Raw genomic sequence first — 20288 nt, 5'->3', positions numbered from 1 at the left:
AATAAAAGAGGGACTGGATATCCTAGCTCGTGTTGAGGCACCCAAATGGTTTCAACATGAACATGGCTTCTCACTCCTCCCTATGACGCGTAGGTCGTAGTGCATACAACAGGCAGGTCTCCTGACTTAGGTTCAACGCTTTTGATCTCCTTCCCATTTCTCTGGCAGAAACAGTGGCTGATGATCAAAAGCTCCCCATCACAGTGGCGCGACCGTGTTGGAATTTCACCAAACTTCCCTTTTAAGCGCATATTGCGGCTGCAATATGACGCACCTGTTGCTGGTACACATATGAAACTATAATTATCAGAATAGAGGATTTTTTTTTATTTTTCAACACCACATTTGCAATTAAAAAGAAAAATTTTTTAGGAAAGTAGATGGCTTGCGATTTCTTCCGCTTTACATGACAAAAACCCGCCAGAACATAAAGGTTTTCTGCGGGTCTTTACAGCGGTTGGGATTTTTCCGGAAAACAGTTATTTCGAGAGAAGGTTTCTTTTCACGCCTTTCTTTTTAGGATACATTTTAAATAATTGAGATTTACTGGAATAAAAATCTTGGTTTGCCGCTTTGATAAAAGAACCGGCTAAAAGGACAAAAATAAACAACAAAGGGAAACCGCCAATAATGCTAACAGTCTGCAATGTGGACAATCCGCCGAGGTACATTAAAATAAGCGGCAAAACGGAAAGAGCAAAAGCCCAAAATAAACGGTTCCATCGCAAAGGTTCATCGGCAACTTCTTTTTGGACAACAGATGCTAAAATATAAGAGCTTGAATCAAACGTTGTTGCTAAAAAGATCACGGCAAGCACAGTAAATACGGCAATCACAATGTTGCTTAACGGCAATTGTTTCAATATTCCGATAATGGCTGCTGATCCGCCATGTTCATCTAATGTAGCTGTTACATGGTATTGGCCTGTCAGTTCTAAAAATAATCCAAAGTTTCCTAAAATCCCAAAAAAGAGAATGCAGCCGAGCGTTCCATATACTACTGTTCCGAGCGTCATTTCGCGGACAGTGCGTCCTTTTGAAATTTTAGCGACGAACAAGCCGACAAATGGAGCGTACACGAGCCACCAAGCCCAATAAAATACCGTCCATGATTCCGGAAAGCCTGTTCGTTCAAACGGTCCTAAACTGTTAAAAGGTTCAGTCCATAAAGACATCCGCATGTAATGATCAAGCATGATGCCGATGCTGTTGACGGCCGTTTCCGCCAGAAAGACGGTCGGGCCGGCAAGGAAGACAAACACCAACAATAATACGGCAAGCCATAGGTTGATGTCGCTCAAAATTTTAATGCCTTTCCGCAAACCGGAGTAAGCGCTTGCTGCGAAGATCAATGTACAAATAAGCAAAACCACTGTTTGGAGTGTCATCGAAGGTTCGATGCCGGAAAGTTCATGAATTCCTTCTGTAATGAGCGGCGTCCCTAAAGCGAGTGTCGTTCCAGCTCCGCCCAGCAAACCAAACATAAACAAGACATCAATGATTTTGCCTATTGGTCCATCTGCTTTTTTGCCAATGAGAGGCCGGCACGCTTCGCTTACTTTTAACACCGGTTTTTTCTTTACATAATAGAAATAGCTGATTGGCAGGGCAGGGAGGCAATAGATGGCCCATGCCGTCGGTCCCCAATGAAAAATTCCATATGCGGCCGCCCATTCAACGGCTTCTTTTGATCTAGGTTCGATGCCAAATGGAGGTCCCGTATAGTAGTAAGCCCATTCAATCGTTCCCCAATAAAGAACACTTGATCCAATTCCAGCGCAAAAAAGCATAGCTGCCCAAGATAATGTCGGAAACTCAGCCTTTTCTAAAGGATCCCCCAGTTTGATTTTTCCGTATCGGCTAAAAGAAACATAAAGAATAAAAATCAATACTGCTGCACCCATGATTAAATACAATATTCCAAATTTTTGTGTTAAAAAGCTGCTGGCAGCTAATACAATGGCTTCGCCTTGTTCAGGGAATACTGCTAATGGAGCGGCTACAATTAACAGCAAAAGCAGCGCCCCGATAAAGGTCGGCCAATCCATAATGTTTCGATTCTTCATCAAATCCCCCTTTAAAAAAGATTACATTTTATTATATCTTTAAACAAAATTGATAGAAAGTTTAATTTTTCAGATTAATTTGTCGTAATAAGCTTTTTTATTCAATTTATTTTATTTTTTATAAGAAATCCTTATAAATGCTCTCGATTACGGCCAAATCCTTACGTTTCACATTTTGCTTGGCCGAAAAACAAAATCGATGAAATGGGCGTCTAAAAAAGTTAAACTTTGAGAAAAGAATATAAAAGAAAGGATGATGATGATGAATAAAGTGATCGAAACCATTTTAAACCATCGATCCGTTCGAAAATTTGAAGATCGGCCGCTTACGGATGAACAAATACGCTTAATTGTGGAATGTGCCCAATCGGCCTCGACTTCAAGTTACATACAAGCTTACTCAATCATTGGGGTGAAAAATCCGGAAACGAAAAAAAAACTTGCGGAACTGGCGGGGAACCAAGACTATGTGGAAAAAAGCGGCCATTTATTTGTTTTTTGCGCAGATCTGCACCGGCACGAACTAATAGGCGAAATGGAAGATAAAGACGTGACGGTATCCTTGGAAAGCACAGAAAAATTTATGGTTGCGCTTATTGATGCGGCATTGGCCGCGCAAAATGCTGCATTAGCCGCTGAGTCCATGGGGCTTGGCATTTGTTATATTGGCGGAATTCGCAACAATTTAGAGGATGTTTCGGCGCTGCTAAAAGTTCCTGATCGGGTCATCCCGCTTTTTGCCATAACGGTCGGCTATCCGGCCGTTGATACCGGAAAAAAACCCCGATTGCCTTTACATCATGTTTATCATGAGGAAGAATATGAGCAAAACGAAGAAATATATAAACAGGGGCTTCTTGAATATAATCAAATAGTATCCAAATATTATGAAAAACGTACAAATGGTGTCCGCAAAGATACTTGGACAGGGCAAATGGCTCGCGCTCTTTCAAATCCGGTGAGAATGTATATGAAACAATTTGTGGAAAGAAAAGGCTATAACTTAAAATAATATGAACAGTTTCTTGCCAAGTTGTCTCTGTTGCGGTATGGACAAATTGTTTGATGAAATAAATGGAAATCAATTTTGGGAACATGGAAACAATGAGATTATCCGCTTTTGTTAAAAATGGATAGATTTAGAAATTAGCTGATTTTCCGATCGTATAGTATGTAGAAAACAAAAAGACCGATGTGTGCGAATAGAAAAACCGGGCGTTGATGTTTTTCGCCCGGTTTTTCTTATGCGTCTATTAGCAATAGAGGCAATCATTCCTTTCGATTCACATGATTTCCTGTTTTGTGTCGGATTGATGGCGATTTTTTTACAAAATTTTAATCTTTTATTGACTGTTTATTGAATTCAAGTTTTTTTACATAAATTTGTGATAAAGTTCACTTACAACAGATGATTTTTGTTTCAAAGTGAATGGTTGACGTTTTTTGGCACATTTTTGAAAATCCTAGGGGGGATCACAATGCCGGCCAAACCAAGTTGGCTGAAGTTGGTTATGAAAGTTTTGCCATTATCCGTTTTGCTCCTGCTATCAGGATGCAGCGAACGGTTTGTCTTATTAAATCCAAAGGGGCCTGTTGCAGAGGTTCAAAAGGATTTAATCCTTTGGTCAATTTGGTTTATGCTGTTTATTATTGTTGTCATCTTTGTGCTGTTTGCCATTATTTTATGGAAATACAGGGAGAGACCAGAAAATCTTGATTATGAGCCTCCTGACCAGCACGGAAATACACTTCTGGAAATCATTTGGACAGCTATTCCTGTGTTGATTGTCATTGCATTGGCGATACCAACGGTTAAGGCGACTTTTGAGCTTGAAAAACCGCCGAAGGAATCTAGAGGAGTTGAACCAATTGTCATTCATGCGACAGCAGCCGATTGGAAATGGATTTTCAGCTATCCGGAGGAAAATATTGAAACAGTCAATTATGTCAACATTCCAAAAGATGTTCCAGTTGAATTTAAATTGACAGCTGTCGGCGGGATGAGCGCTTTATGGATTCCAGAGTTGGGCGGACAAAAATATAATATGGCTGGAATGGGAATGACTCTTTATTTGCAGGCTGATCATGTCGGTACGTTTAAAGGGCGGAATTCAAATTTTACAGGAGAAGGATTTGCCCATCAAACATTTGATGTGAACGCAATGGAAAAAGAAGATTTTTATAAATGGGTGAAAGAAACACAAGCATCAGCTCCATTGCTGACGAAAAAACAATTTAACGAAATCATCCAAGTCGGAGTTTTAAAAGATAAATTGACTTTTTCTGGAACACATTTGGCGTGGGTTGATTTTGCGAAGCCAGGTGAGCATTTAGACAATATCCCTGCAAAAGAAAAGCACGGTACCATAAAATTGGAGGAAGTTGAATCTGATCATCATGATAATCGTGAACATGAAAGCCATCAGCACGAAGGACATTAATCGGAAGGAAGGAGGAACGTGCTGTGAAATGGGATGAATTTTTCGTTACCGGCGAACCCCTTATATATATGGCGGATGCAGCCATTGTATTAACAATTATTGGTATCGTTTTTGTATTAACCTATTTTAAAAAATGGAAATGGCTGTGGAAAGAGTGGCTAACGACTGTTGACCATAAAAAAATAGGGATTATGTATATTATTTCCGCCGTATTAATGCTATTCCGAGGGGGCGTAGACGCACTTTTAATGCGCGCCCAATTGACAGTGCCAAATAATACGTTTTTAGATTCACAGCATTATAATGAAATTTTCACTACACATGGAACCATTATGATTTTATTTATGGCAATGCCGTTCATATTCGGGATCATGAACATTGCAGTTCCTCTCCAAATTGGAGCTAGAGATGTGGCGTTCCCGTATTTGAATGCACTCAGCTTCTGGACGTTTTTCTTTGGCGCCTTGCTGTTCAACATTTCATTTGTGATCGGCGGCTCACCGGATGCAGGGTGGACGGCATACATGCCTCTTGCTGGAAATGAACTCAGCCCGGGGCCGGGCCAAAATTATTATTTATTAGGATTGCAAATTTCAGGGATCGGTTCATTAATCTCCGGTATTAATTTCATTGTAACGATTCTAAAAATGAGAGCTCCTGGAATGACTTTAATGCGCATGCCGATGTTTACATGGGCAACGCTTATTACGTCTATATTGGTTGTTTTCGCTTTTCCGGTATTGACGGTTGCTTTAGCATTAATGACGTTGGACAGAATATTTGGCACTCACTTTTTTACGCTTTCAGGCGATGGAGTGCCAATGCATTGGGCGAACCTGTTCTGGATTTGGGGGCACCCGGAAGTGTATATTGCCATTTTGCCAGCGTTTGGGGTTTTTTCAGAAGTTGTCTCAACTTTTGCAAGAAAACGTCTTTTCGGTTATACAGCCATGGTTTGGTCCATGGTGGCGATTTCTGTATTAAGTATGCTCGTTTGGGTGCACCACTTTTTCACAATGGGTTCAGGAGCCCCGGTTAATGCATTTTTCTCTGTATCGACTATGGCGATAGCCATACCGACAGGGGTAAAAATCTTTAACTGGCTCTTCACTTTATATAAAGGTCGAATCAAATTCACATCTGCGATGCTATGGTCTTTGGCGTTTATTCCAACTTTCGTCATCGGCGGGGTTACAGGTGTGATGCTTTCGATGGCTGCGGCCGATTACCAATATCATAATACGTATTTCCTTGTAGCCCATTTCCATAATACGTTAATTTGCGGTACGGTCTTTGCTGTCTTTGCAGCGCTTCATTATTGGTATCCGAAAATGTTTGGCGTCATTTTAAATGAAAAGCTCGGCAAAATTACGTTCTGGTTTTTCGTCCTTGGCTTTAATGTATGTTTCTTGCCGCAATATGTTTTAGGATTTATGGGCATGCCAAGAAGAATTTACACATATCCGGCAGATGCCGGCTGGACGGAATTAAACGTCATTTCGACTATTGGCGCAGTTATGATGGGAATCGGCTTTATCTTCCTGTGTATTAATGTTGTGTACACGTACTTTAAAGGCGAGCGTGACCTCACGGGAGATCCTTGGGATGGCCGGACGCTGGAATGGTCTATTCCGTCGCCTGCACCGCATTACAACTTTGCCGTAACACCGCAGGTAAAAGGTCTTGACGCTTGGTGGATGATGAAGAAGGAACGGAAAGAAGGAAAAGAAGAAGAGGAGCCGGAATATAAACCAATTCATATGCCATCAAATTCGGGGCGGCCTTTCATCATGTCGATCTTCTTCTTTATAGCCGGCTTCGGTTTAGTTTTCGAATGGATGCCGGTTGCGATCATCGGATTGATCGGCGTTATCATTTGCATGATTTTGCGCTCTTTTGAATATGATGATGGATACTATGTGCCGGTCGAAGAAATTAAACAGACGGAAGCAGGGAGGGAGTAACATGTCGGAAATTGCTCCAAAACAATCGAATCTTCCACTTGAGTATTCAACGAAACAAAATCAATTAAATATTTTAGGTTTTTGGATTTTTCTCGGGGCAGAGCTTGCCCTGTTTGCCACCCTCTTTGCTACGTATCTTGTGCTCGTCTCCAGAACAGCGGGCGGACCAGGTCCCGAGGAATTGTATGAATTGAAAACAGTTTTGATTGAAACTTTTCTTCTGCTTACAAGCAGCTTCACTTGCGGTCTTGCCGTTTATGAAATGCGAAGAGGCAAGCAAGCCGGTATGATCGGCTGGCTGATTGTTACGATATTGTTGGGAATCGGTTTTTTGTACTTTGAAATAGAAGAGTTCATTTTGTATGCTGTTCATGAAGGTGCAACAATGCAAACAAGCGCGTTCCTTTCATCCTTCTTCGCTCTTGTTGGAACGCACGGGCTTCATGTTACGATCGGGATATTTTGGATTTTGATTATCATTTTGCAGGTGCTGAAAAGAGGTCTTAACGCGGATACGGCAAGAAAAGTGTTTATTTCAAGTCTATATTGGCATTTCCTTGATGTCGTTTGGATTTTCCTCTTCACACTCGTCTATTTGACAGGGATGGTGAGTTAACTTGGCACAAAACGAAAAAGGATTTCCTTGGAAGCATGTCTTCGGGTTTTTGTTGTCTATAATATTGACGTTATTGGCGGTGTGGATTGCATTTTCAACCGATCTGCCGACAAATACGATTATTACATTAATTGTCGTTTTAGCATTTTGCCAAGCGTTTATTCAGCTTTTGCTGTTCATGCATATGAAAGAAGGAGAAAGCGGTTCTTGGCAGGCAACAATGATTTATTACGGGATCTATATCGCAATTGTCATTGTTGCAGGGTCTATATGGGTTATGTCCTTAGGCCATCAACATCACTATTAACATAAGCGTCCCGAAAAAAGGTTACGAAACCTCTTTTCGGGATTTTTTTGTTCAAAACAAGCAATTGAGTGTTTTCCGTTTGTAAGCTGTGCATAAGTGGATAAGTTTATCAACAAATGTGAATTATTTAATCATATATGTAGTAGGGAACAAATGTGCCAATACGAAATGTGGATAGCTAATGTGGATATGTGGATAAAATATGTGTAAAAGCTGTTTATATTAGGGGGATTTCCTGTGAATATCCGTTGATATATACAAAGAAGCTTTGCGGAAATTCTCTTCTTTGCAAAAACAAATGTTTATACTTTGTTGTTTTTGCCCAATGAGTACGAACGAAACAGTACAAAGATAATGTGGATAAACTGTTTATATTTAATCTGATCTATAACGTGTCCAGCTATAGGAGGTAGATTTTTTTTGGAGAAGACGTATAATAAATGAGAACGTTCGATCTTCTTGCCCGCACGTGCTTTCAAGGAGGTAAAGGGATGTGAATGTTAATAAAGAAAATAATATTGTGGAATTATTGCTGAAAGAGAAGATTGTAAATGATGAGGATCGCCAAATTCTTGATATGATTGTGCCGGAAAGGCTGAATCGTTTATATGAGGTATTGAAGGAACGGACTCGTTACGTATCCATATTGTTGGAAGCGGTGGATGACGGCCATAATCAAGCGGCTGTTCTTCGTTCTGCTGAAGCTTTTGGCGTGCAGAATGTAACGGTTGTCACCGGAAGAGCGCCTTTTGCCCCTAATGAATTGGTGACGAAAAGTGCAGACAAATGGCTGACAATTGATTATCAATCAGATATTTGTGCAGCCATCAGTCAATTAAAAAAGAAAGGATATCAAATATATGTTAGCCATTTGAGTGAACAGGCTGTTCCTCTTGAAAAGCTTGATGTAAGCAGACCGACTGTCCTTGTTTTTGGAAATGAACATAGCGGTGTTTCAAAAGAGGCGGTTGACATGGCTGACAGAACGTTTGTAATTCCTATGAAAGGGTTTGTGCAAAGCTTAAACATTTCCGTTGCTGCTGCCTTGTCAATTAAACATATAACGGATCTTGCAAAGGGGAGAGCTGGCGCCGAGTATTATTTAACATTGGAAGAAAAACAGGAGATCTTTCGGGATTGGATGCTTAAGTCGTTAAATAACCGATTGAGAAAAATTGTTGCTCAATACAAGTAGCTATTACTGGACCCCTTTTTTCTTCTTAGGGGTCCTAATTCTTAATCGCTGCCAGTGACTATTAAATCTCCATCAATGTATGCTAAGACTGCTCCAGGAATAACCCGATCTCCCTCTTTGACGAACAGCTTGTCAATGATTCCACCAATACCGACGCTGATTTGGACAAGAGTACCCTCATCCGTTTGAATGGTAAACAACGGTTCCCATTCATAAATCCGGTTTTTTGCTTCGGTCATAATTTTTTTTATGACACCATAAAACGGACTTGTCACAATTTCTTTATTTCCCCATGTTTTTGTCATCACGTCTTTTCTAATCATTCCATCACTCTCCTTGAACTTAAGATTTTTTGCATAGGGCATAATCCGGGACAAAAGCGAAATGGGTGTTATGAAGAGGAGATTTGGCCAAAACTTCTCATCATGAGGTGCAGGCTGGAAACAATGGTGTGTTGTAAGATGCGCTAATTAAAAATTTTTTTATATTCTAAATACTATTCTATTCCAAAACGAAATATCCTGCAAAAGAAAAATAAAATTGTAAAAAAAATGTTATAAATTAATGTAAGTGATTATTATTTAGTATAAATCCAAAAAAAAAACGGGGATGGTTATGCATGCTTGATTATGTTCGTTATTATGTTCACCGCTTTTTTTATAAAATATTTCATTTTCAAAAAGAGCCCAACAAAACAATTGCCGTCGCACACCGGGGAGCATCTGGATATGCTCCGGAAAACACATTTGCAGCTTTTGATCTCGCTATTGACATGAAGGCGGATTATTTAGAATTGGATGTACGGATGACGAAAGACGGGTTGCTCGCCGTTATTCATGATGAAACGATTGATCGTACAACAAACGGGTCAGGTTTAGTTAAAAATTTCACATATGAAGAACTAAAACAATTTGATGCTGGAGCCTGGTTTCATCGAAAATTTTCCGGAGAAAAAATACCCCTTTTATGCGATGTCCTTAAGAAATACAGGGGGAAGATCAATTTTTTAATAGAAGTTAAAGAACCGAAAAAGCAGTTCGGCATTGTAGAGAGGTTGGCAAAAGAACTGATCGAAAAAGGGGATCAGCAACTGAATGTGGTCGTTCAATCCTTTGATACCGCTTTTTTACAGGAATTCCACAGTGTCTTGCCTTCGATTTCTCTTGGAGTGCTCATCGGATATAGACATGGCGCTATTACGGAGGAGCATTTACAGCAATATGCAGCATTTGCGACATATATCAATCCGAATAAAGCGCTTGTAACCCCTAAATTAGTTTATATGATTCATCAGAGCGGCATGAAAATTATGCCTTATACAGCTAGAGATATACACGATATTCAACATTTGATGGCCATGAATGTCGATGGAATTATTACGGATTATCCCGATTATTTGACAAATTTGCCAAAATCACCCTCTTATAGTAAAAGAAGCAGGATTAGGTAATTTCGGCTTTTAAAATGGACACTAATTTTGGCAAATATTGAATGACGGTATAGAAAGGAGTACAATACGGTTAGTGCTTTCATAATATAATGGAGATTCGTCCTTGAGATTTGTTTCAACGATTAAGCCCGTTAGAAAGATCTGATAGATTGCAAGGAAGCTTGAAGGGGATGCCTGCTCTGAAAGGTTTCAAATTTTTGCTGAACAGGCTTCATCCATCTGTCATCACCGCTAGACACAAATGGGCCTCTTGGACATTTCAACATTCCGTATGGAACAGACAGCGATTAAATATTATGGGGGTTTCATGATGATGAAAATGTATAATGATGATAGTTTGACGCTCCATACCGATTTATACCAAATCAACATGGTCGAATCGTATTGGAGGGATGACATCCACCAAAAAAAGGCAGTTTTTGAGTTGTTTTTTAGAAGACTTCCTTTTGGGAGCGGTTACGCTGTTTTTGCCGGCCTGGAACGAATTATTGATTATATACAAAATTTCCGCTTCACAGAAGAGGACCTTGCTTATTTAAGGGAAGAGCTGAATTACAAAGAAGATTTTATCCGTTACTTGGAGAACCTTCGTTTTACCGGCACGATTCGGTCCATGAAAGAAGGAGAGCTTGTATTTGGAAATGAACCGATTTTGCGTGTGGAAGCCCCTCTAGGGGAAGCGCAGCTTATTGAAACAGCTCTTTTAAATATTGTGAACTATCAAACGCTTATCGCAACAAAGGCTTCAAGAATTAAACAAATTATTGGAAATGAATCAGCGCTTGAATTTGGAACAAGAAGAGCCCATGAGATGGATGCAGCTATTTGGGGAACCCGTGCAGCTTATATTGCCGGCTTTGATGGGACAAGCAATGTCCGAGCAGGGAAGATTTTCGGAATTCCTGTTTCCGGAACCCACGCACATGCATTTGTTCAAACGTATCGTGATGAATATGTTGCATTTTGTAAATATGCAAGTACTCATAAAGACTGCGTTTTTTTGGTGGATACATATGATACGCTTCGCTCCGGTGTTCCGAATGCCATTCGGGTTGCAAAAGAATTTGGCGATAAAATTAATTTTATCGGTATTCGCCTTGACAGCGGGGATTTGGCTTATCTGTCCAAAAAAGCGAGAAAAATGCTTGATGATGCTGGTTTCCATAACGCAAAAATTATAGCTTCGAGCGATCTTGATGAACATACGATTGTCAATTTAAAAGCTGAAGGAGCGAAAATCGATGTGTGGGGAATTGGAACGAAGCTGATTACCGCCTACGACCAGCCTGCATTGGGAGCTGTGTACAAATTGGTTGCCATTGAAGGGGACGACGGCAAATTAGTCGATACAATAAAAATTTCATCAAACCCGGAAAAAGTGACAACACCAGGCTTGAAAAATGTATATCGAATTATCAACAACAAGGATAAGAGGGCTGAAGGAGATTATATTACATTACATTTTGAACAGCCGCAAAAAGAAAAGCGGCTGAAAATGTTCCATCCTGTCCATACATTTATCAAAAAATATGTAACCGATTTTACGGCAAAGGATTTGCATCACGATATTTTTGTTGATGGCGAGCTTACGTATGAATGTCCTTCATTGGAAGAAATCCGGTCATATGTAAAAGAAAATTTGGAGCTGTTATGGGATGAATATAAACGCATTTTAAATCCTGCCGAATACCCTGTTGATCTGAGCGAATTGTGCTGGGAAAATAAAATGAGAAATATTGAGGAAGTAAAGCAAAAAGTTAAAAATATGGATTATTAACATGAAAAGAGCCGAACGAACAGCCACAATGGTCGTGAGCTAATCGATTCGGCTCTATTATTTATTCGTATAATCTTAATGCGGCATGACAAGTTGGGCCGACATATTGATTTAAAGGAAAGGAATGGCGGATGGCTGCTGTAATAAACTTTTTGGCGGAATAAACGGCTTCTTTAACCGTTTTGCCATTTGCTAGTTCAGCTGTAATCGCGCTTGAATATGTGCACCCAGCACCATGTGTATAGGTTGTGTCGATTCGTTCGCCTTCTAGGATTTCAAAATCCTTTCCGTCATATAAAACATCAACAGCATATTTATGTTCAAGCTTTCCGCCGCCTTTCACCAAAACATATTTTGCACCAAGATCATGAATAATGACAGCTGCTTCTTTCATTTGATCGACCGTTTGAATAGTACCTAACCCGCTCAATTGCCCTGCTTCAAAGAGATTTGGAGTAATAACCGTCGCGACTTTTGTCAGAGAATTGCGAATCGCTTCCGCATGGTCGGGATAAAGCACTTCATCTGCCCCTTTGCATACCATGACAGGGTCGATGACCGTGTTTTTTAAATTATATTTTTTAATTGTATCTGCTGCCAGCTCGACAATTTCTGCTGTCGGGAGCATTCCGGTTTTCATGGCATCTACACCGACTCCCTCTATAATCGTTGCGAGCTGGGCCTTTATGGTATCGATTTCAATAGGGAATACTTGATGCTGCCATCCGTTATGGGGATCCATTGCTACAATTGTAGTGACCGCAGTCATTCCATAAACTCCGTATTCTTGGAACGTTTTTAAGTCCGCTTGTAAACCTGCTCCACCGCTGGAATCGGAACCTGCGATCGTCAAGGCTTTTTTCATTGTCATTTTGTTACCTCCATCCAGCTGTAAAGATTTTATAACAACATTATAGCAGTTTGTATCATAAGAAGAGAAAAACATTTGCTTAAAAACGAAAAAAGGATTAAAATATAATTAACCATCGGTTAATAAATAAGAATGCAGCTAAATGCCAACACGCCAAAATCAGAGGCACGCTTGTTGTTGTTAAGAAAGGAATGGAACAATTGGCTCCTAGAAAAAAAGACACTGAATTAACGAAAGAAGCAATTATGAATGCTGCTAGAGAGCTTTTTGTCATAAAAGGATATGAACATGTTTCCATGCGGGAAATCGCCAAAGAATTGCACTGCACACATGGAGCGCTTTATTATCATTTTCAAAATAAAGCAGAGCTTTTTTATAAAATTGTGCAGACGGATTTTCAATTTTTAGACGGGCTGTTAGAAAAAGTGCTGCAAGCCTCGTATGCTTCTAAAGAAGAAGCTGTAAAAACGATCTTGTTAAAGTTTATTGAATTCGGGCTGACATATAAAAGTCATTATAAGCTGATGTTTTTAACAAAAAATCTCGAGCTTGATATGCTGATGGAGCAAGAGCCGAATAAGTCATATGAACGTTTTGCGCAGGCTATTTTTCAGTTTGCTCCCGATAAAGCAAATCCAACAGTCATTTGGTGTTTGTTTCTTGCAGTAAGCGGTTTTGTAACGAAATATGTACAGACCGATGCTGAGTATAAAGATATGGAAGGACTTGCTGAACAATATGTTGCTTTTTTAATCAAAGGATTTTTAAATTAAAAAAAGTAATAAGCACTTAAGCTTATTTACTTTTTTGCATATTATTGACCAATGGTTAATTTTAAGATCGGAGGTAAAAAGGATGAAAAAAGCGGTTATTTTAGGTGCATCAGGCGGAATGGGCTACAATTTAGTTCATGAATTGCTGAATAGAGAGAATATTGAGGTTGTCGCCGTAGCCCGCAATACAGAAAAAATGAAAAAAATGTTTCACCGTTTGAACGGTCGCATCAGCATTGTCGCTGGAGATGCCCTCCATCGATCCAGCATCTTGCAAGCATGCGAAGGTGCGGAATGGATTTTCCATGCCATTAACATACCGTATCCGCAGTGGGAGAGAGATCTACTGATCATCATGGAAAATGTGCTGGCGGCAGCAAAAAAAGAAAAAGCTAAGCTTGTTGTCGTTGATAATATTTATGCATATGGACGGTCAAATGGAAAAACAATGTCCGAGACTGATCCGAAAAATCCTCATACTAAAAAAGGAAAAATACGATTGCGGCTTGCTGAAATGGTGGAAAAGAGCGGAGTAGACTACTTAATCGCTCACTTCCCCGATTTTTACGGTCCATGTGGGGAAAAAACATTGTTGCATCATACGTTAAAAAATGTTATCCAAAATAAACGATCTCAATTTATCGGGGATTTAAATATACCGAGGGAATATATTTTTTTGCCGGACGGAGCCAAAGCTTTAGTTGAGCTTGCATTAAGGGACGATACCTATCATGAGCACTGGAATATACCGGGGGCGGGAGTTATTTCCGGACGGGAAATTATTCAAATCTTGAGGGAAAAGCTTCAATATGAAAAGAAAGTAAGTGTTGTCACGAAATCGATGATTTATTTTTTAGGGTTATTCAGCCCGATGATGAAGGAAATGGTTGAAATGATGTACTTAGTCGAAGAGCCTGTCGTATTATCGGGAGAAAAATTTGAAAAAAGAATCGGGCCGCTGCCAAAAACTCCTTACGAACAAGGCATCATCGCAACTGTTGGTTTTATGAAACATCAAGAAGAAGCGTGATCACTCCCGATGTTGCAACTGGCTTCGCATGGAACGGAGAGACTAAATGCTCAATACTTTCCCGATTTCGTCTAATTCAGCAAACCTTTTGAGTGGAACGGAGTAATTCAGCTGCTTGCTCCGTCTCCGCCCCATGGTTTATTGTTTAGCAAAAGCTCCCTGCGGTGAATACATATTTTCGGGTGATTTCGTTAACTGTTCCCTTGCAAACAGCACTCTTCCATTCCGAATAGTGACAGGAACCCCTTGTTCAGTATAATATCCGTGCTCTTTTGCAATAACGTCAAAGCTTTTATTGGATTTGAGAATAATGACTGGCGTATGCAGCTCAACTTTTTCAAAGAGCCAGCGAATTTCGGCGTTATGCATGCGGACACATCCGCTGCTTGCATACGTTCCAATCGATCTTGGATTATTATTGCCGTGAATGGCAAAATTATTTCCATAATATCCTAAAGCATCAAGACCAAGCCAACGATCACCCAATGGATTTCTCGGGTCTCCTCCTGGAATCTTTTCTTTAAAATAAGGGCGGTTTTTAATTTTTGTGACAATGGGGAAAATGCCTTCTGGAGTTAGCTGAGCATATTTTCCTGTTGCGACATGAAATACTCTTTGAAGAATTCCGTCTTCAAAAAATGCCAGTTTATTTACGCTCTTGTTTATTATGATCAGCTGACCATCAATCCTTTGTTCAGCTGCAACTGGTGATGAAAGAATAAAAAAGAAACAAGAAATAAATGCGATACCAATATAGATTTTCTTTATGCTCATATGTTTTTAAACCTGTCCTTTCTGTTCATTCTCTTTATAAAATTATGTGCTTATGCAAAGAACTATTCAAAAAAAGCTGCAATTACGAAAAAATTTGTAATCAAAAAGAAACATAAATAATTTTTTTGTGAACTTGAATAAAGGAGTAAGCAAAAAAATTATTTCCGTCTTGTGTATCGACATCAAGCTCGAAACCTCTTCTAGCAAATGATTGGGATGAGGTGTGCCTCAGGATCATGACCCTCGCCTAAAATGCCTTCCTTATGGGCGTCTGCCACATTAAAGCATCGAGAGGGGCAGCATATTTGATGTCGTAGGCCTTGTCCGTCTGTTTCAGCATTTTTTCAATGACGAGCTTTGTCTCATTTGGCTATTCGGTAATAGTTAAAAATGAATGGATATTCCGTTTACCTGCGAGTTTCTAACAGACGAAAATCAATAGAATCGTCAGAACATTTGCGCTATCTTGGAGCATTACGGCGTGTTTAAACGTGATAAAAATGCATCAAATGTTTTTCGTACATTTAGGGCACCAAGCTTCTCACTTTATAATGGGAACGGCAAAAAAGTTGATATTTCAGTCTTTACTGCGATTTTTGCCCTCTTGCTTCTGTCGAAAGCCTTAATGTTTCATGTGGAACATTTTGCAAAATATTAGCGACAGCTGTCACCCTTTGACAAAAAAAGCCGAATCATCATAACATTAAAAATAGTGATAGATCAGTAGAAGCTAAGAGGGTGGCAAACGTTGAAGCAGATTTTAAAAAATGATTGGTGGGGATTGTTGAAAGAAGAGTTTGAAAAGCCATACTACAAAGAGCTGCGGGAATTTTTGAAGCAGGAATATGCCCATCATACGATTTATCCGGATATGTACGACATTTTTAATGCTTTGCATTACACGCCTTATGAAGAAGTAAAGGTTGTCATTTTAGGCCAAGATCCGTATCATGGGCCAAATCAAGCACATGGATTAAGCTTTTCCGTAAAGCCGGGGATTGCTCAGCCGCCGTCTCTGAAAAATATTTTCATCGAGCTTGAGAACGATCTCGGCTGCAAGCCTCCAAACCACGGTCATCTTGTCAAATGGGCGAAGCAAGGTGTTCTATTATTGAACACTGTGCTGACGGTAAGGCAGGGACTAGCCAATTCTCATAAAGGAAAAGGATGGGAACAATTTACCGATCGAGTGATTAGCTGTTTAAACGAGCGAGAGCGTCCAGTCGTCTTTATTTTATGGGGAAGGCATGCACAGGCGAAAAAAGAAATGATTAACATGAATAAGCATTTTGTCATTGAGTCGCCGCATCCATCGCCATTTTCGGCAAACAGAGGCTTTTTTGGCAGCAGGCCTTTTTCTAAAGCAAATCAATTTTTAAAGTCCATCGGATCAGAAGAAATTGACTGGTGCATCAGCGATAATGACATTTAATTGCTGCCTGCCGTTTGCGTGATAAGTGGAAACATGAAAAAGGGACTATCCAAAAATAAAACGGATGAAGAAACATCATAAAGTTTTTCTTCATCCGTCTTTTTATTTTTTTGGAGATTCTGTTGAAAGTGAATGATTTTCCGGACGCTTTCAATAGATTGTGTTCCATGGCCACAATTCCAACTCCGTTTGGACTTTCGAAAGCCCTCGAAAAGAAAATCTGCGGAACGAACGATTGCCTTTAATATGACGGGGCGCACTTTCTGCCTCGGTTTTTCTTCAAGAATAGATTTGTGCACCCTCGTCATTGCATTGGAATCTGTCATATTTGCTCATAAAAGGATTTTTTAGGAAATATTGAAACAATATAGACTTGTAAAACGTCTTTCAAATAGAAAGGAGGTTCGAAGCAAATGACCAATATCTCAAGACTACAAAAGCATCGCTTTGTTCTTTGCGGAGTAGAGGATTTGACAAAGTACGATCATTCCTAACAATTTTATTTATTACAAGGAGGAAAAATATGTTAAAAAAAGGTATCTTAATCTTAACCTGAATCCGTGACAAAACATCTTTACAATGGTCGCAAACCGTTGATACGATAAGGGAAAACGACGTTGACGATTCTTCATCAAGTAGGTGATGTGATGAAAGATTTCCCGATTCGGTTTGTATTGACAGATGAAGCGATTACCCCAAGTGCTGGGCTTGCTCTCGTTGGCTACTTACTCCATCGAACGAAACTGGATAAACGGGTAAACGCACTTCGGCTTCCAACGGTTCGTCGAGAAGTGCACATTTCCCATAGCGATGTCATTCGCTCGATGATTGGCTTGCTTGCCACAGGAAAAACGGATTTCGATCATATCGAAGCGTATCGTCAGGACGATATCTTTTCGGCATCGATGGGGATTCAGCACGTGCCTTCCTCTCCAACCTTGCGACAACGACTCGATCAGCTCGCTTGTCTTCCGATGACCGAAACGATTCTTTGGGAGGAGTCCATACGTCTGTTGATTCAACGACATGCCACTTTGTCCCCTTGTTGGACCAAAGGAAAGACGACATGGCTTCCCCTTGATATAGATGGTTCCCCATTTGACAACTCCGATACGAAAAAAGAAGGAGTCAGTCGAACGTATAAAGGATTTGACGGTTTTACACCGTTGTTTGCGTATGCAGGGAAGGAAGGGTATCTCGTTCATGCCGAGTTGCGTCCAGGGAAACAACATGTGCAAGACAACATGCCCTCGTTTTTAGTCACCGCTATCCGTCGAGCTCGTCAACTGACTTCATCTCGTCTGCTTGTTCGCATGGATGCAGGAAACGATGCAGAAGCGAATGTGCACGTATGCCTAAAGGAAGACGTGGACTTTGTCATCAAGCGAAACTTACGCCGAGAATCGAAAGCGCTTTGGTTCCAGATCGCTTCGCAAAAGGGCAAACGTGTCGATGATGGACAAAGCGAAGGAGTACAAACCTATGAGCTATGCCTTCCACAGAAGGCAGCGATCGATGGAAACACGTATACGTACGTTCAAGTCACCCAAGTGACGGAACGGACGATGGAACGCAATGGACAGCTGATGCTCGTTCCTGATTATGAAGTGGAAAGCTATTGGGTGCGGCTCAAAGGATACGAGCATGTTCGAATGAGCGATGTGCTCGCGTTGTATCATGACCATGCGACATGCGAACAGTTTCATAGCGAACTGAAGAGCGACTTAGATTTAGAGCGGCTTCCATCTGGGAAGATGAAAACGAATGCGCTCGTGTTGGTCATGGGAGCCTTCGTTTACAATCTTCTTCGTCTGATTGGACAAGATCTATTAAGCGATCCGAGACATCCGTTGCACCACAAAGTGAAACGCCGCCGCATCAAGACGATTATTCAGACGGTGATCACGATGGCAGGGCGACTCGTCCGTCGATCACGACAGATCTGGATGAAACTGACGCGAAGGAGTGGCTATAGCGAGCCCCTACTGAACGTCTATCAGAAATGGAGAGAGGTAAGATAACGAACGAATGTTCGGGCACTGATGTCCAACGTCACTCCCTGTGCTTTTTTGTCTATTTTTTTGGTTCGTATACCTAAAAAAGAGATTTGTTCCATTTTCGGAAATAGAGATGACATAGGTCATAAGCATAAAAAGGGTTTTATGGATTATCAATCCATCAAAATTACAACAAAATCAAAGTCGATTTCAATTCATCACGGATTCAGGCTTAAGTTCTTCAGCAATACTATTAACAACATTCGTAGGATTTGAAGGTAATAAAACAAGTGCTGCGACAAATGAACCAACTACTGTATTACCAACTGAAAATGATTATGATGCTTTAAATAATGAGAAAAAAGAGTTAGTTCTCGACTATAATAGTTTTGCTAAAAATTATCAATTAGATAGACCAGGTTCTATTACAGTAACTGACCCAGTTAGACCTGGCGGCGTTCAAACAAACTCTGTTCCTAGCTATGCAGTTAAAAAAGCTTTAAAATGGGCGATTAATAACACTACTACCATAACTAATTTTGTAGGTAAAACTTTAGGGAAAGACGCAGCTGTTAAAGTAGGAAATTTAATGCATACTTACGTTAAACCTGCTTTAAGAAAATTAGAAAGTGTGGAAAATTTAACCTATGGTAAGATAGAAGATGCTGTTTATCAAGCATTAAAAAAACCTCTAGGAAAAACCACAGCTAGAATTGTAGCCTCCGTAATTAGAGAAGCTATTGAATTTTTGGCTCCAGTGTAAGACACATAGGTAGGGAGGGGAAGTATGAATGAAAGAATTAGAGGATAGAATTAAACATATTGAAGAAGAAATTGAACAAATTAACAGACTTGATAAAGAAACATATCAATTAACACAAAAACTGGGTAAAGTAATGAAACTATTGGTTGAACTTGTTGAAACAAACAAACATATTGATAAAAATGATATAGACTATGTTCTTTTAAAATTAAATATTGATGCAACTAAGTATCATAAATTAACCTTATTAGTCAGTAAAACAGAAAGAATGTATAGAAAAACTGGTGAATTTCCAAATCTTCAGGAGTTTCATCAGTATGTCATTGAAACACTTTCTCTCACTGATGAAGACAAACAAAGTTTTCCAATTGAAGTTACTGAAAACCTATTAAAAAAATTTGCAAAAGATGAAGATAACCTTTTTCCAGTATGCAAAAAGATTCTTTCAACAAAATAATAAAAGAGCACACTCGTCCGAGTCGAATTCTGGTTAACTAAAACTGATTTCCGAGCAATAATTAAAGGTGGAATTTCAAATGGAGCGACATACTTATGTTCTTTGTTTGGTGGAATTGGTGGAGCAGTTGCAGGAGCTATCGTAGGGGCTATTTTATCTGAATATGTAACTGGCGTCCCAGTATAGAAAGTATAAATATAGTAAATATTCTATAGTCTTTCCCCAATTGGGAGAGAAATGATTATTATGAAACAAGCCGTTTTTTCCGCAGTTTTTGCGGGATTAGTTGTTTTAGTAGGTGAGTATATTTCACAAATAGTTTCATCAAGTTATCAAAATACCATTTGATGATTGGCATCCCATTTATTTGTAAAC

The 20288-nt window shown here is 39.8% G+C and carries 18 protein-coding genes, 1 pseudogene and 1 riboswitch; of the genes and pseudogenes, 14 read left to right on the top strand and 5 right to left on the bottom strand.

The window, feature by feature from the left end; translation table 11 throughout:
- Positions 1-93: 93 nt before the first annotated feature.
- Positions 94-293, bottom strand: a riboswitch (cobalamin riboswitch).
- 186 nt (positions 294-479) lie between these two features.
- Positions 480-2066: a BCCT family transporter gene (locus NSU02_RS19055; protein WP_339193631.1), complete on the bottom strand. Its 1587-nt coding sequence runs from the start codon at positions 2064-2066 to the stop codon at positions 480-482.
- 262 nt (positions 2067-2328) lie between these two features.
- On the opposite strand from NSU02_RS19055, the gene nfsA reads away from it, so the two are divergent.
- The 6 genes from nfsA (at position 2329) to NSU02_RS19025 (ending at position 8589) form a co-directional block, all read left to right on the top strand.
- Entirely contained in the window at positions 2329-3078 is a 750-nt protein-coding gene (nfsA, locus tag NSU02_RS19050; RefSeq protein WP_339193629.1) for an oxygen-insensitive NADPH nitroreductase, read from the top strand.
- Between the two features lie 466 nt (positions 3079-3544).
- Positions 3545-4507: a cytochrome aa3 quinol oxidase subunit II gene (gene qoxA / locus NSU02_RS19045; protein WP_339193627.1), complete on the top strand. Its 963-nt coding sequence runs from the start codon at positions 3545-3547 to the stop codon at positions 4505-4507.
- A 68-nt stretch (positions 4508-4575) separates the two neighbouring features.
- A complete protein-coding gene (gene qoxB / locus NSU02_RS19040; RefSeq protein WP_232515722.1) occupies positions 4576-6471 on the top strand; it encodes a cytochrome aa3 quinol oxidase subunit I in 1896 nt (631 codons plus the stop codon).
- A 1-nt stretch (position 6472) separates the two neighbouring features.
- A complete protein-coding gene (qoxC, locus tag NSU02_RS19035) occupies positions 6473-7087 on the top strand; it encodes a cytochrome aa3 quinol oxidase subunit III (protein WP_063389078.1) in 615 nt (204 codons plus the stop codon).
- Between the two features lies 1 nt (position 7088).
- Positions 7089-7394: a cytochrome aa3 quinol oxidase subunit IV gene (qoxD, locus tag NSU02_RS19030; protein WP_130156413.1), complete on the top strand. Its 306-nt coding sequence runs from the start codon at positions 7089-7091 to the stop codon at positions 7392-7394.
- A gap of 493 nt (positions 7395-7887) precedes the next feature.
- Positions 7888-8589 (top strand): RNA methyltransferase, encoded by a 702-nt coding sequence (locus tag NSU02_RS19025; RefSeq protein ID WP_063389076.1) that lies wholly within the window; start codon positions 7888-7890, stop codon positions 8587-8589.
- A gap of 41 nt (positions 8590-8630) precedes the next feature.
- On the opposite strand, the gene NSU02_RS19020 is transcribed toward NSU02_RS19025, so the two are convergent.
- Complete coding sequence (locus NSU02_RS19020; RefSeq protein WP_339193624.1) at positions 8631-8912, bottom strand: biotin/lipoyl-binding protein; 282 nt, start codon at positions 8910-8912, stop codon at positions 8631-8633.
- Between the two features lie 296 nt (positions 8913-9208).
- On the opposite strand from NSU02_RS19020, the gene NSU02_RS19015 reads away from it, so the two are divergent.
- Both NSU02_RS19015 and NSU02_RS19010 read left to right on the top strand, forming a co-directional pair.
- Positions 9209-10039: a glycerophosphodiester phosphodiesterase family protein gene (locus NSU02_RS19015; RefSeq protein ID WP_240326740.1), complete on the top strand. Its 831-nt coding sequence runs from the start codon at positions 9209-9211 to the stop codon at positions 10037-10039.
- 310 nt (positions 10040-10349) lie between these two features.
- Positions 10350-11816, top strand: a complete 1467-nt coding sequence (locus NSU02_RS19010) for a nicotinate phosphoribosyltransferase (RefSeq protein WP_144597608.1) — start codon at positions 10350-10352, stop codon at positions 11814-11816.
- A 61-nt stretch (positions 11817-11877) separates the two neighbouring features.
- On the opposite strand, the gene NSU02_RS19005 is transcribed toward NSU02_RS19010, so the two are convergent.
- Complete coding sequence (locus NSU02_RS19005) at positions 11878-12687, bottom strand: bifunctional hydroxymethylpyrimidine kinase/phosphomethylpyrimidine kinase (protein WP_339193622.1); 810 nt, start codon at positions 12685-12687, stop codon at positions 11878-11880.
- A 200-nt stretch (positions 12688-12887) separates the two neighbouring features.
- On the opposite strand from NSU02_RS19005, the gene NSU02_RS19000 reads away from it, so the two are divergent.
- Together NSU02_RS19000 and NSU02_RS18995 are read left to right on the top strand one after the other, a co-directional pair.
- Positions 12888-13460 carry a TetR/AcrR family transcriptional regulator gene (locus NSU02_RS19000; protein WP_339193620.1) on the top strand — a complete coding sequence of 191 codons (573 nt, stop codon included), beginning with the start codon at positions 12888-12890 and terminating at the stop codon, positions 13458-13460.
- Between the two features lie 82 nt (positions 13461-13542).
- A complete protein-coding gene (locus NSU02_RS18995) occupies positions 13543-14490 on the top strand; it encodes an SDR family NAD(P)-dependent oxidoreductase (protein ID WP_339193618.1) in 948 nt (315 codons plus the stop codon).
- 138 nt (positions 14491-14628) lie between these two features.
- On the opposite strand, the gene NSU02_RS18990 is transcribed toward NSU02_RS18995, so the two are convergent.
- Together NSU02_RS18990 and NSU02_RS18985 are read right to left on the bottom strand one after the other, a co-directional pair.
- Entirely contained in the window at positions 14629-15264 is a 636-nt protein-coding gene (locus NSU02_RS18990; protein WP_339193616.1) for a L,D-transpeptidase, read from the bottom strand.
- A 206-nt stretch (positions 15265-15470) separates the two neighbouring features.
- A pseudogene (locus tag NSU02_RS18985) lies at positions 15471-15628 on the bottom strand (UDP-glucose 4-epimerase GalE); the annotation flags it as partial.
- Between the two features lie 384 nt (positions 15629-16012).
- Here NSU02_RS18985 and NSU02_RS18980 point away from each other — a divergent pair.
- The 4 genes from NSU02_RS18980 (at position 16013) to NSU02_RS18965 (ending at position 19913) form a co-directional block, all read left to right on the top strand.
- Positions 16013-16696 carry a uracil-DNA glycosylase gene (locus tag NSU02_RS18980; RefSeq protein WP_063389069.1) on the top strand — a complete coding sequence of 228 codons (684 nt, stop codon included), beginning with the start codon at positions 16013-16015 and terminating at the stop codon, positions 16694-16696.
- A 647-nt stretch (positions 16697-17343) separates the two neighbouring features.
- The gene (locus tag NSU02_RS18975) at positions 17344-18717 is read left to right on the top strand and encodes an IS1380-like element ISGsp2 family transposase (RefSeq protein ID WP_339195758.1); all 1374 of its coding nucleotides are present in this window, start codon (positions 17344-17346) and stop codon (positions 18715-18717) included.
- A gap of 565 nt (positions 18718-19282) precedes the next feature.
- The gene (locus NSU02_RS18970; RefSeq protein ID WP_161939832.1) at positions 19283-19456 is read left to right on the top strand and encodes a hypothetical protein; all 174 of its coding nucleotides are present in this window, start codon (positions 19283-19285) and stop codon (positions 19454-19456) included.
- Between the two features lie 28 nt (positions 19457-19484).
- Complete coding sequence (locus tag NSU02_RS18965; RefSeq protein ID WP_063389066.1) at positions 19485-19913, top strand: hypothetical protein; 429 nt, start codon at positions 19485-19487, stop codon at positions 19911-19913.
- Positions 19914-20288: the final 375 nt, after the last annotated feature.

The organism is Aeribacillus sp. FSL W8-0870 (genome assembly GCF_037963755.1).
Lineage (GTDB): Bacteria > Bacillota > Bacilli > Bacillales > Aeribacillaceae > Aeribacillus > Aeribacillus composti.
The sequence above is the reverse complement of the archived record's forward strand: the minus strand, read 5'-3'. Positions and strand labels throughout refer to the sequence as shown.